Source organism: Arcticibacter tournemirensis, from assembly GCF_006716645.1.
In the GTDB taxonomy this organism is placed as follows: Bacteria; Bacteroidota; Bacteroidia; order Sphingobacteriales; family Sphingobacteriaceae; genus Arcticibacter; species Arcticibacter tournemirensis.
The window spans coordinates 329,123-342,510 of sequence record NZ_VFPL01000002.1; the positions used below are offsets into that span (position 1 = coordinate 329,123).

12 protein-coding genes are annotated in these 13,388 nt (G+C 42.7%); 5 read left to right on the forward strand and 7 right to left on the reverse strand.

Translation table 11 applies throughout. From position 1 onward, the window contains the following. Positions 1 to 41: 41 nt before the first annotated feature. The gene (locus BDE36_RS22895) at positions 42 to 1,067 is read right to left on the reverse strand and encodes a glycoside hydrolase family 5 protein (RefSeq protein ID WP_202618118.1); all 1,026 of its coding nucleotides are present in this window, start codon (positions 1,065 to 1,067) and stop codon (positions 42 to 44) included. Between the two features lie 298 nt (positions 1,068 to 1,365). Here BDE36_RS22895 and BDE36_RS22900 point away from each other — a divergent pair, with 298 nt between their 5' ends. From BDE36_RS22900 to BDE36_RS22910, 3 genes are all read left to right on the forward strand, one after another. Continuing rightward, positions 1,366 to 2,784 (forward strand): glycoside hydrolase family 140 protein, encoded by a 1,419-nt coding sequence (locus BDE36_RS22900; protein WP_202618117.1) that lies wholly within the window; start codon positions 1,366 to 1,368, stop codon positions 2,782 to 2,784. A gap of 41 nt (positions 2,785 to 2,825) precedes the next feature. Continuing rightward, on the forward strand, positions 2,826 to 3,278 hold the full coding sequence (gene dtd, locus BDE36_RS22905) for a D-aminoacyl-tRNA deacylase (protein ID WP_141816846.1): 453 nt from the start codon (positions 2,826 to 2,828) through the stop codon (positions 3,276 to 3,278). Positions 3,279 to 3,575: 297 nt separating this feature from the next. Beyond that, positions 3,576 to 3,902, forward strand: coding sequence for a nucleotide pyrophosphohydrolase (locus BDE36_RS22910; protein ID WP_141816847.1), 327 nt, complete (start codon positions 3,576 to 3,578; stop codon positions 3,900 to 3,902). A 37-nt stretch (positions 3,903 to 3,939) separates the two neighbouring features. Here the strand turns inward: BDE36_RS22910 and BDE36_RS22915 are convergent, their stop codons facing one another. From BDE36_RS22915 to BDE36_RS22940, 6 genes are all read right to left on the reverse strand, one after another. Then, entirely contained in the window at positions 3,940 to 4,674 is a 735-nt protein-coding gene (locus BDE36_RS22915) for a 2-phosphosulfolactate phosphatase (protein ID WP_128769981.1), read from the reverse strand. 3 nt (positions 4,675 to 4,677) lie between these two features. Further along, a complete protein-coding gene (gene gcvT, locus BDE36_RS22920) occupies positions 4,678 to 5,760 on the reverse strand; it encodes a glycine cleavage system aminomethyltransferase GcvT (RefSeq protein ID WP_141816848.1) in 1,083 nt (360 codons plus the stop codon). A gap of 149 nt (positions 5,761 to 5,909) precedes the next feature. Beyond that, positions 5,910 to 6,512 (reverse strand): ribonuclease HII, encoded by a 603-nt coding sequence (locus BDE36_RS22925; RefSeq protein ID WP_141816849.1) that lies wholly within the window; start codon positions 6,510 to 6,512, stop codon positions 5,910 to 5,912. 250 nt (positions 6,513 to 6,762) lie between these two features. After that, positions 6,763 to 8,010, reverse strand: coding sequence for a PP2C family protein-serine/threonine phosphatase (locus tag BDE36_RS22930; protein WP_235904253.1), 1,248 nt, complete (start codon positions 8,008 to 8,010; stop codon positions 6,763 to 6,765). Positions 8,011 to 8,091: 81 nt separating this feature from the next. Further along, positions 8,092 to 9,225, reverse strand: a complete 1,134-nt coding sequence (locus BDE36_RS22935; protein WP_235904252.1) for a glycosyltransferase family 2 protein — start codon at positions 9,223 to 9,225, stop codon at positions 8,092 to 8,094. Further along, a complete protein-coding gene (locus BDE36_RS22940; RefSeq protein WP_141816851.1) occupies positions 9,206 to 10,180 on the reverse strand; it encodes a lysylphosphatidylglycerol synthase domain-containing protein in 975 nt (324 codons plus the stop codon). Before BDE36_RS22940 ends, BDE36_RS22935 begins: the two co-directional genes overlap by 20 nt. Positions 10,181 to 10,682: 502 nt before the next feature. Here BDE36_RS22940 and BDE36_RS22945 point away from each other — a divergent pair. Both BDE36_RS22945 and ruvC read left to right on the forward strand, forming a co-directional pair. Next, positions 10,683 to 12,350 (forward strand): putative transporter, encoded by a 1,668-nt coding sequence (locus tag BDE36_RS22945; RefSeq protein ID WP_141816852.1) that lies wholly within the window; start codon positions 10,683 to 10,685, stop codon positions 12,348 to 12,350. 408 nt (positions 12,351 to 12,758) lie between these two features. After that, complete coding sequence (gene ruvC / locus BDE36_RS22950) at positions 12,759 to 13,334, forward strand: crossover junction endodeoxyribonuclease RuvC (protein ID WP_141816853.1); 576 nt, start codon at positions 12,759 to 12,761, stop codon at positions 13,332 to 13,334. Positions 13,335 to 13,388 lie beyond the last annotated feature (54 nt).

Below are 13,388 nucleotides of genomic sequence, written 5' to 3' on the forward strand. Positions count from 1 at the left end.
CGGTCCAGTGTTTACCAAAACCCATCAAGTTTCAGAGACATTTATTTCTTGTCTGCTGTCTTGTATTTTTCCAGAACTTTCATTTGAGGCCTGTCCTGTCCGTTCACCGGTTCCACGGCCAATTTATACTTTCCCCACATTGGTCCGGCAGCCCAGTAAGTACCATTTATGTCATTCTTTTTTAAATAGGCAAGGAAGTTATCAAGAGTAACCAGCCACCTTGGATCATTGTCGGGCACGCCATATTCACCAATAAATCCTCTCAAATTGTTTTTTTTCAGCCAATTGACAAACGGCACAGCTCGTACAATACCAGTACTTGGAGTCGCCATCTCCTTTTCATAGGTATTTCTGTATGAGCCGGAGGCGTCTTCATCAAAATAAATATGTCCTTCATATATCAGATTCCTTGAAGGATCTTTTAAATTCTTCAGATTTCCGCTCATCACTGGCCATCGTTCCGCAGAGCTCCAGCTATCGCCGGCAACAATAATAGGAGTTCTGGTGTCAACGCTTCTTATCTGAGTAATAATCCCCTGGGCAATATTAAACCAAGGTGTGTTTTCTAAAAGATCGTGAGGCTCATTCATTATACCATAACCCCAAATGTTCGAATACGACCTGAACTCCCCCGCCAGCTTAGCCCAGGCATCTGCCACATGGGCGATACTGACTTCGGGCGAACCAATTATGTGTCTGGTTCCGTTTTCGTACCTGCGACAATAATTATGCATGTCGAGAATAACCCAAAGTCCTCTCTCTTTAGCATTATCAACAAAAGTCTTCATTCGTTTCAACTCCTCCACATCCAGGCTGCCGTTCAACTGAGGCTGAATCCGCTCCCATAAAAATGGCAACCTAAAAAGAGTAAGGCCTTTCGATTTAAAATAATCCAATTCCGCCGTAGTTGGATAGATATAGTTTTTATTATAAATCCCAGGTATTTTATCGTGGGCAAATTCTGCTCCTGCGAGGTTTATACCGAAAGGCAAGTCAGACTGCTGCGCCATGCTGCCCTGAAATAACCCACTTATCAACAGTGCTGTTAATATAAATCGAAACATCATACTCTTAATTTTAATAGTTTTGAAGGCTTTGTATTGATATGGTCAAAGATAGGGCTGCAGCCATGTGTACCTATAATACTTTTATAGCTTATGATATGAATAAATTATCTTCTGATAAGAGCTACACAACCGAATCGCCGCGTACAAAACGCTCCTCCCCGAGATCTATACTTGAAATAATAAGCCGTCTCTGGTACTTTTTAATCATTTTGCTATCCTATCTTATCCCACTTTGATCATCCTCATCTGCAATATTTACTTTTGATTATCCTCTAAACATTTTTCAAGGACAGATCAAATGATTAAGAAAAGTATACTGACGTCTACCTTCCTGTTACTCCTTCTAAACGGATATGCTCAGCATCTTAAAATCAGCGCGAGCAAGCGCTATATAGAAACACAGAATAAAAAGCCCTTTTTATGGATAGGCGACACGGCCTGGGAGTTATTTCATAAACTAACCCGGGAAGAAGCAGACATTTATTTAAGCAAAAGAGCACAGCAGGGCTTCACTGTCGTACAAGCAGTTATATTGGCTGAAAACGATGGCTTGAGGACTCCAAATGCTTACGGCGATCTTCCATTGAATAATCTGTCTCCGGAATATCCAAACGAAAAATATTTCGAACATGTTGACTATATCATAAACAAAGCGGAAGAACTGGGTTTATTCATCGCAATGCTACCCACCTGGGGAGATAAAGTATTCTCCAACCGCCCAGGGCCGGGCCCTGTGGTATTTAACGAGTTAAATTCCGGTATCTTCGGGGAATTCCTCGGAAGGCGGTACAGAGAGAAACCTGTAATTTGGGTATTAGGAGGTGACAGAAACATAGAAAACGACGAAGTTATGAACATTTGGCGCTCCATGGCAAGAGGCTTAAGTAAAGGGGACAACGGCAATCACCTTATCACATATCATCCGGCCGGAGAAGCTTCTTCGTCTCAATGGTTTCAGAACGAGGAGTGGCTGGATTTTAACATGTATCAGAGCGGCCATGCCAGCCGTTTTATGAAAGTATACAAGTTTGCCGGGGACGATTATTCCAAGTTGCCGGTAAAACCGTTTCTTGAAGCCGAACCGGCCTATGAAGATATACCCGTTCAGTTCTGGAATTTCATAGACTGGAAAAACGTCAAAAAAGTACCGGATAGCATCTTAAACGCCGATAGCCTGCTAATTGATAGAAGCCATTTTAAAAAGGGCTTCTTTACAGATTATGATGTAAGGGTACACGCCTATTGGAACTTTCTTGCCGGAGCATGCGGTTACACCTATGGAAATAATGCAGTGTGGCAGATGTTTAAAAAAGGAGCTCCTTATACCATCCCATGTTTAACAGATTGGGAAGAAGCACTTGGCAGTCCCGGAGCCTATGACATGCAGCATGTTAAGAAACTATTTACATTAAGACCTTTTTCTCAAATAGTACCGTTTCAGGAGTTTATAAGAGGAGAGAACCCGGAAGATAGTACTCATATCAGAGCTGCCAGAGCTCAGGATAACTCCTTTGCCCTTGTTTATCTTTCAACGGGACAAACTGCCGACCTTAACATAAATCTTCTCAAAAGCAAAAAACTCCTCTTTTGGTGGTACGATCCCAGAAATGGGAGCCGATCGAAAACAAAAAAAGTGAGACCAGAGGTCCATCGGCAATTCTCCCCCCCGAGTTCAGAGTTCGGCAACGACTGGATTTTAGTATTTGATAGAAAATAACCCGTCTTAAGCTCCATTTTATTTATCTTGCAATCAAATCCATGAGAGCAGTTATACAACGAGTGACCGAAGCATCCTGTAAGGTTGATGGAAAAATAACCGGACAAATCCGGACCGGCTTGCTTGTTCTTCTTGGAATTGAGGACAGCGACGGCCATGAGGACATTAAATGGCTTGCACAAAAGATGGTGAACATGAGAATCTTCAGCGACGATAATGGACTAATGAACAAGTCGCTCATGGACGTGGATGGAGGCATCCTCCTCATTTCGCAATTTACCCTGTTCGCCCAAACGAAAAAGGGCAACCGGCCCGGGTTTACACGCGCGGCGAAACCAGAACAAGCAATCCCGCTTTATGAACAGATGCTTGCAGAACTCAATCTGCTGACCGGTAAAAAAACTGCTGCAGGCATTTTTGGAGCCGACATGAAAATCGAGCTGCTTAACGACGGTCCTGTAACAATCCTCGTAGATACAAAGAATAAGGAATAAGAAACCTATAGCGAGCGCCAGTCGTTTACTCTCTGCATCCCCTCTAACCTCACCCCTCGCCCCTTCAAGGAAGAAATATCATTGATGGTTGCCTTTTTTCGTTGTCGGGGATCATGCCTCTTTGGGAACTTTCTTCCCTTTAGGCTACATTGCTTCCCGCAACACATCGTTGCCGAAGTACTCCAGCATGTAAAATACCTGCTGAGACCGCCCTGTAGATTTCCTCTCCCTGTGTTATCCGCATAGGAAATAAGGGATATAATCGGCAACTTTACGACAACAAAGCAAAGAGCTATTATGACTATTGATGAAGCACAAACGCTGGTTGACAACTGGATTAAGACCACAGGCATAAGGTATTTCAACGAACTCACCAATACCGCTATTTTAATGGAGGAAGTGGGCGAAGTCGCGCGCATTATGTCACGCAGGTACGGCGAACAGTCATTCAAAGAATCGGATAAAAAAGTTGATCTGGGAGATGAGATGGCCGATGTGCTTTTTGTACTGATCTGTCTGGCAAATCAAACAGGAATAAACCTGACTGAAGCGCTGGAAAAGAACCTGAAAAAAAAGAGCATCCGTGATGCTGACCGTCATAAAAACAACGAAAAGCTAATGTAAAATCAGGAGCCGGCAGATCTCTATCCGAACTCCCGTGTTATAACTTCACCAGCTTATCCCCTTCGAGCACCGGTATAGCCCGGGTGATATCCACATTCAGACAAAAGGCGATATCTGCTTCTATGCCTAACTTTTTCAACCGCTCGCTATGCGAAGTTTTCTTAAGGTAAGCCCGCAGGTCGTCTTTCGCGAGGTCGTATAAATCGAGGGCTGCGATTGAAGAGTCATCTGGCTTATAGCCTGAGGACTGTAACTGGCTTACAACGGCGCCTGCAAATATGGTATCTTCAAGATTAAACTTATTCTTCCATCCCGCACAGACTAAAAGAACATTTTCCTGCTGACTGATGAGCCATTCGGACAAAGAAGTAAGGTTAAAGAACGATCCTATTGCAATCTTCTTTGCCTGCCGTGAGAGGTGGATGGCGTGCGTACCGTTAGTAGTGGTAAGTACCACCGTCTTCCCGGCCACTTTTTCGGCGGTATAAGCAAAGGGAGAGTTACCGAAGTCAAAGCCTTCCACTACTTCGCCGTCGCGCTCCGCCGCAAGCAAACATTCGGTACCGTGATAAGCCGCGCACTCTTCTACTTTTGATACCGGGATAATTGCTGCTGCTCCGTTTTCTATGCCATAACAGATAGAAGAAGTAGCTCGGAAAATGTCGATTACAACAACGATGCTATTCTCTATATCATACAAAGGCAACAAGGCCGGTGTAAGACAAACTTCGATCTTTAATTGTTCCGGGGATGTTAATTGTACTACTTTCAACTCTTATGCTTTATAGAAAGGTAGTTTCACAACGCATGCCTTTACAGAGGCATTCCGGATCTTAATAAATACTTCGGTTCCGGGAGTGGAGAAAGCTGTTTTGACATATCCCATTCCAACGGCTTTCTGAAGCGATGGCGACTGGGTTCCGGAAGTAACCTTTCCTATGGTATTTCCTTCTGCATCAACTATTTCATAATCGTGCCTCGGAATGCCTCTTTCAATCATTTCAAAACCCACAAGCTTACGTTCCACTCCATTCTTCTTTTGTTCTGCAAGCTTGTCTGAATTCACAAAGTCTTTTGTAAACTTCGTTATCCAACCCAGTCCGGCCTCAAGTGGCGACGTGGTATCATCAATGTCATTTCCGTAGAGACAGAAGCCCATTTCCAGACGAAGCGTGTCGCGGGCCCCCAACCCTATTGGCTTAATTCCTGCATCTGTCCCCGCGATAAAAATCGCATCCCAGATATGCTGAGCATGAGCGTTATCTACATAGATTTCAAAGCCGCCAGCACCTGTATACCCCGTTGCTGATATTAGCACATTCTCTATACCTGCGAAAGTCCCTTTTTTAAAGGAATAGTATTCCATGGAGGAAAGATCCGTTTCGGTCAGCTTTTGCAGAACTTCTGTCGCTTTAGGACCTTGCACTGCAAGTAAAGAAGTACGGTCAGAAATATCTTTCATCTCCACGCCGTAGTTGTTATATTTTGAAATCCAGTTCCAGTCTTTTTCAGTGTTTGAGGCATTAACAACCAGCATATAGGTTTTCTCATCAATACGGTAAACTAAAAGATCATCGACGATGCCTCCGGTTTCATTTGGAAGACAGGAATATTGCACTTTACCATCTACCAGCTTTGATGCGTCATTAGAAGTAACCTTTTGAATCAGATCGAGCGCTTTTTCTCCTTTAAGAATAAACTCTCCCATATGGCTGACGTCGAAAACTCCCACTCCGGTTCTTACCGTAAGATGTTCGGCGTTGATTCCTTCATATTGCACGGGCATATTGTATCCTGCAAAAGGAACCATTTTAGCACCGAGAGAAATATGTATGTCGGTTAATGCTGTATTTTTCATTGTTTGTATTGAGGATTACTGCCAAAAATACGTTTTATTTGAGAATGATGTGGACCGGTAAGTCTATTTCCTGAAAATATCCTCTAGCGGCACGGTTCACCAGAAAAACTTTCTGATTACGACAGGTTTCAGGGCTTTGAGGAGAAAAATCAAATCAGCTCTAACGCCAGCTGTGGATCAGTAACCCTGAACGTTCGGCGGTGGTAAGGTGAAAATCCATATCGCAGCACAGCATTACGGTGTTTTATGGTGGGATATCCTTTATTACTGCACCAGTCGTACTCGGGATGGAGGATGGCCAGTTCTTTCATAAAGTCGTCGCGGTATGTTTTAGCAAGGATTGAGGCCGCTGCGATAGAAAAATACTTCCCATCACCCTTGACAATACAGGCATGGGGAACTTCCTGATACTTTTTAAACCGGTTGCCGTCAATCAGCACAAAGCCAGGGCGGATGTGGAGCATATCCAGCGCTTTATGCATGGCAAGAAATGAAGCATTTAGGATATTTATCCGGTCTATCTCATCATGATCAACCTGTGCAACGGCGTAAGCGATTGCTTTATTCTCAATGATCTTGCGAAGCTCATAACGATCCTCTTCACAGAGCTGCTTGGAATCAGTAAGCTGCTCATGCGTGAAATCGCGCGGCAATATCACTGCAGCAGCAAACACCGGCCCGGCGAGACATCCTCTTCCCGCTTCGTCGCAGCCCGCTTCAATAAATTCTTCCTGATAATACGAGAAAAGCATCTTTCAAAAATAACAATTAGTAAATAAGTATCAAGTAACTAGTATCAAGTATCAAGACATAATGCATATTAGCGTGCTTCTACACCATTTACATAAAACACTTCTCCTAAAGTCAATCCTACATCGCATAACCTTACGTTCAATAAAGGCAGGCCCTAAACATCAGAAACTTTATCTTGATACTTGATACTAGCTACTTGATACTGAGATATACTTGATACTATCATCTTGCTACTTGCTACTGAACATGCTAGTAGATCTTCAGGGTGAGCAGCGTGATGTCATCGGAATGCATCTGTGCATTTTTCGCTGTTTGAATTTCGGAGAGGATTCCTTTATTAATCTGATTTGAGTGCAAGTCGCAGTGATCTGTCAGGTATTTCACCAGTTCATCTTCGGTTACGAACACATCCTCATCGGCGCTTTCTATCAGGCCATCGGTGTAATTAAAGATAAGGGCATTTTCGGGGACAGAAAGCCGCCCGGTACGAACAAAGGGAAGATCGTCAAACACGCCTAACATAGTTGATCCATCCTTTAGAAAGGTCGGTTTACAATTTGCGATAAGGATTGGGGCGTTATGACCAGCGTTCACGTATTCTACTTCGCGCGTTACCTCATTATATCGGCCCAGAAACAGCGTGATAAAGCGCTCTCCCTTCGTATTTTTTGTAACCACGTCATTCAGCTTCCGGATAAGATGATCGAGGTTGCTCTCTACCGACGCCCAGGCCCTCAGGCTTGCCTGGAGATTAGCCATCAGAAGAGCAGCGGAAATGCCTTTTCCGGAAACATCACCAATACACCATAAAAACTCATGCTCATTCAGACGAATAAAATCGAAGTAGTCGCCTCCTATATTTTGATGGGGAAGATACGTGGCCGCTATTTCAAACTTTTCGCTCTTTGGCAGGCGCAGAGGCACAAGCATATTCTGAACTTCTCCGGCGAGCTCAATGTCGCGTTGGAAACGTTCGCGCTGCACTCGTTCGTGAAAGAGCTTTTTATTTTCGAGTGCCACCACTATTATATTGATCAGCGTTTGGATGTAGTTAAGCTCGTGACTCAACAGTTCGGGAACCGTGTTGAAATCTCCTATCAGAACAAACGCAAGGGTATTATTTTTATGCCTGACAGGGACAAAAAAATCGTAGCCGCCGAGAAGATTGTCGGAGTAACCACTTAAAGAAGATATCGTCTTGAGTGGTCCGAGAAGACTACATATCTTTTGATAATCTTCCGGCTTTTCTGTATAGCTTCCAAAACCTGTAACACAGCCAAACTGCCCTCCCTCTTTTACAAGAAGTCTCATCCTTCCCACTTTCAAATTTACCCGAAGGATAACTTCGAGCATTTCAAAAAGTACAGAGGCAGCACTGTTTTTGTTGATTGCCAAGGTTACTTCCAGCAAAGCATTCAACTCGGCCTGCCGCTTGAGCAGGAGCTGAACCAGGTCACTTTCCGAAGGCTGTTTATTTATATCTCTATCTAATCTCAAAATGATACTTCCCGGGCAAAATTAAACTAAATATTCGCTTAAACCCAATTTACAGGTAGCCAATCCCTTCAATTCCAACGTTTATCTTACCAATCGTCCTTTCCATACATATTTACCCGAATTGCCGGCAATGCCAATATATATAATATAAACAATATGAATAACAGTAAGTAGCGGAAGATACCATAATAATTCTCTTCTTTTTGCAAATGCTGTCACCGGTGATAAAAACATCCATTCTGCAATCAGCTTTAATAACAAGGAGAGGAGCGCAGAGAGTAAGTAAAGGGAATTATAAATACCTAAAAGTAAGTTTACTAAGATTATAAGGTTGAAAGCCCAGATGGATATGCCCAACAGAACAATATTTTTATTTTTATAGCGGGTGCTTTTAGAAGCCCAGCGTTTTCGCTGGCGGATAAATTCTTTCAGATTAGCTTTTGCGTCGGTATATACCACCGCTTCAGCGGACTTACAAAAACCTATACCATCAGGGTAGCGCGAAGCCACTTTATGCAAAAAAAGCTCGTCGTCGCCCGAGGCCAGATCATCTATTCCCCTGAAGCCACCTAACTCGTTAAAGACGTCCTTTCTATAAGCAAGATTGGCACCGTTACAAGTGGATGGAATGCGGTTACCGATGGAGGAAGCGCCCAGGCCGATCAGGTATAAGAACTCAAGCGTCTGAAGCCGCTCAAAAAAGCTTTTCTCTTCATTGTATATTACAGGTGATGAGACCAATTTCAAGTTATTTTCGTTGTAATAACTTACAATGGTTGTGAGCCAATCTTTATTCATCCGACAGTCGGCATCCGTTGTAACAATCAGCTCTCCTTCCGCCATCTGAATAGCCTCGGAAATGGCTTTCTTCTTGTACGAATTAAGCTTCTCCTTTTCATTGAGCTTTAAAAGCTTCACGCCCCTGTCGGCAAAAGATTGTACAATATCAGGAGTCTTATCTGTAGAATGGTCATCGACAACAATCAACTCCCACAATTCAGAAGGATATGTTTGCTCCAGAATATCCTGAATAGTATGAGCAATTTTCGATTCTTCATTCCTTGCGGCAATCAGAATGCTCACTTTAGTAACAGGCTTGGAGTCGCCATTTTTAAAATGCAGGATCCGGAGCCATCCTCTTCTGAAGAACAAAACAACTGTTACATATATTAATGTAAGCAGAGCTGATAAAACATTAACTACGATTAGTACCAAAGAAATTAAGCTTAAAAACAAACGGAATACCGATAATAGCAGGAACAATGAGGTTAATTAACCAAATGCAAGCGGTTGATGCCATAATTGCGACTTCCTGCTGGGTGATGAAACTGAAAAAATAAGTTGCAGTCATAGTTCTTACTCCAACATCGAGAAGATCAAGCGAGGGTAAAGCCGACTGTATAAAAAACAAAATAAATATCATCATGATCATGGAGAATACCGGAAGCTCCGGCAACAGCATATTAATTATTAAATAGTATTGCGAAGTAAAAACAATAAAACGTGCAATACAAAAATTAAAAACCACTAAAAGGTTGCCTCTCCGATAGCTGGCAAGTATCATGAAAAATTTCCGGAATCTTTTCAAGAAAGCAATTTTATTAAGAACCCTGTTGAGCCACCTTATATTGAAATAGAACAGCAAGAAGAACAGGCAAAAGATCAGGGTTGCGACAAAAAGGATATAATAAAGCTCCGTACTTATAACGAGAAAAGTCCTTATAAACCATAGCACAGCGATTGCTCCCAAAACATTGGTAATAACCATTTGCCCTATAGCCCCTATACCCATTGCTATGGCGCCGAATACACGTCTCCGCGGAGAAAGGAAAAATACGCGCCCCCCGTATTCGCCGATGCGGTTAGGAGTAAAAATAGCCCAGGTCAGTCCACAAAACACCGATTCTACTGCTTTCGCCACACTGATCTTTTCTATCTGCCGCACAAGGTACTTCCACTTTAACGCTTCAAGGAACCAGTTGAGCAGCATCAAAAGAAAGATCCCAACCAAAGTAAAATACACCTTCTCTGCTGTCAAATTGCCGATCAGCATATTGAAATTATGGAGGTTAGTATTATTATTTAACTTATAAACAATAAATACAGTGGCCAGAACCAATACCGCCACCTTAACCAGAATACTGACAACTTTTTTACTTTTTTGATTCAAGCTGTTCTAAGTTTGGTGCAATGTTACGCAAAAGCGGTGAAGTTGTTCAATTAATACCAGGGGCGCTTTAAGCGCCTCCATAATTCCATCTTCATTCTGCAAATTTTCCATAGGGCATTTATTAGTAGAATCAGGGGAAATTCCCGATTAAAGTATAAGTAAACCACGATCAGGCCCGATGTGTTTTATCATTTATTAAAGTGACGTTTGTCATTTTGCAGTCCGTTTTCATTTCTAAGATTTACAGCAGGAAAGCGGCAGAAAGGTGGATTCAGATTACATCAGACAATTCCTCTTGCGCATTTTCGATGAAAATATGACAAATATCATGTCAGCTCCTGCAGAATTAACTAATTAAAAGACAAATTAACAATTTAACCAATGTTTCATTTTTTTTCATTAATCAATAAAAGCAAAATAACATAAAGATTTAGCAGCAGTTGGCGCTTAGATCAAATTAACTATTTAATTATATAACATTTTTATACAGAATAAAGCGAACATGAATTGGCTTTTAGAATTATTTACAAAAGACTCGGTTGCACATGCTGTTCTTATCTATGGACTAGTAATTGCCATAGGAGTGACACTTGGGAAGGTTAAAATCTTCAACATTTCGTTAGGAATTACATGGGTACTGTTTGTCGGAATTATCGCATCACACTTTCATCTTTTAATCAATAAGGAAGTAGAACACTTCGCGAGAGAATTTGGCTTGATATTGTTTGTATATAGTATCGGCTTGCAGGTGGGACCCGGATTTGTCTCTTCGCTAAAAAAGCAGGGACTTTCTTTGAATATCCTCGCAGCAGGCGTAGTACTAACGGGCGTTCTGGTAACTGTAACCATTCATTACATTACCAATACACCTATCGCAGTAATGGCGGGTATTATGTCGGGTGCGGTGACCAATACTCCTGGCTTAGGTGCTGCGCAACAGGCTTTAGCAGATATGAAAGCTTCAGGGCTGAATGTAGAGACCCCAAATCTGGGTTTAGGCTACGCTGTAGCTTACCCTTTTGGTGTTATCGGGATCATTCTGGTACTGATCTTTCTGCGATATATTTTTAAAGTTGACCTTTCAAAGGAAAAGGCCGCTCATAAGGAGCGCCTGCTTCAGGGCATGCCGGCTCCTTCAACAATTAATCTTGAGATTGACAACCCACAATTGTTCAATCAACCGTTGAAGGTTATCAAATCGATCATCAATACCAAGATTGTCATTTCACGTATTTACCATGATGGTGAGATCAGCACACCTGATTCCGAAACTATACTTCACGAGGGTGATATTATTCTGGCGGTAGCTCCTAAAGAAGATTTTGGTAAGTTAAAGATACTGGTGGGTAAGGAAAGTGAAGTTGACCTGATCAAAATGAAGAGTAACATTATTTCAAGGCGGATTGTGGTTACAAAGGAAGAGGTGACCTACAAGACGATCGGAAGTCAGCGTTTCATTAACAATCAGGACTTCACCATCACAAGAATTAGCCGCGCCGGTATTGAGTTCGTCGCTACGACGGATACTATCTTCCAGATAGGTGATATTGTTACCGCGGTTGGCCGTGAAGAGGCTGTAACTTTATTCGCTAAAGTGCTTGGAAACTCACTAAAACGACTGGATCACCCTAATCTCGCACCTATCTTCTTCGGAATTGTAATCGGTGTGTTATTTGGCAGCATCCCATTTGCTGTACCGGGCATTCCTGCTCCTGTAAAAATCGGTCTCGCCGGCGGACCTCTGATTGTTGCTATTCTTATGAGCCGCTTCGGCCCTAAATTATATTTGACCCCATACGTTACACAAGGAGCTAACTTAATGCTTCGTGAGATCGGGATCGTGCTGTTCTTAGCTAGTGTTGGGTTATCAAGCGGCGAGCACTTTGTCGAAATACTTGTGAATGGTGACGGGCTTTATTGGATGTCTTACGGAGTAATGATCACGCTTATTCCCTTACTTATTATGGGTTTTGTGGCAAAACTGGTATTTAAATGCAGTTATTTTGAGATCTGTGGGTTACTGTCGGGCGCTTCCACTGATCCTCCTGCGCTCGCCTTTGCAACCTACTCTGCAGGCTCTGATGCTCCTGCTATAACATACGCCACAGTGTATCCTTTAACGATGATATTAAGGATACTTATGGCCCAGATGATGATATTGGTGTTTTGAATTGTGGGTTGTGGGTTGTGGGTTGTGGGTTGTAAGGCTACACACTCAAACATAAAGATTTAAGTTTATTAAAGACGAGGCTGTCTCAAAAGTGAGTTCAGCCTCTTTTTATTGTTAAAATTTCAATGAAAATCTCTAATGAAAAATTACACCTGTAACCTTCTTTTCATTGAACAGATTTCATCATTTTGCTGGTTAAAAATACTTTGAGGCAGCCTCGTTCTTTTTAGCGTCTGCAGGCATACCATCCGCAACCTTCAACTCACATCTAACAGTCCGAAACCCGCATCTCGCGACACACAACCTGCATCTCGCAGCCCACAACCTGCAACACACAACTTACAACCTGCAACCTGCAACACACAACATATCACCCTTCCGACGGAAAAAGCGTAATATTGTCATTGGATGCAAAGTGAAAAGTCGAACGAACGAATCATTCTCGGGATAGACCCGGGAACAGCAGTAATGGGATACGGCCTTGTGAAGGAGATAAAAACCAGGACGGAGATGATCAGCCTTGGGGTGGTTAAAATGGACCATCTTGCCGATCATTCTCTCAAGCTCAAGCGCATTTTTGAAAAAACGATTGCTCTTATTGACGAATACCACCCTGACTGCCTGGCTATTGAAGCTCCGTTTTACGGGAAAAACATCCAGGTAATGCTTAAGCTTGGCCGGGCACAAGGCATAGCTATTGCAGCAGCCCTCTCACGCGACATTCCCATTTTCGAGTATTCTCCCCGTAAAATCAAGCAGTCTATTACGGGAAACGGGAACGCATCAAAGGAACAGGTTGCTGCCATGCTGCAGACACTCCTCAAGTTTAAGGAAACTCCCGAGTTTTTGGATGCTACCGACGGCCTCGCTGTGGCGGTGTGTCATTCTTTTCAGAAAATAACGGGCACCAGCGATCAAAAGACTTATTCGGGATGGGAAACATACGTTAAGGACAATCCTAAAAAAATAAAAGGAAAGATCTGAAAGTAGAGGCAAATCGTCGCTTCTCAAAATTACATTCCGGAAATCAAGTGCTTA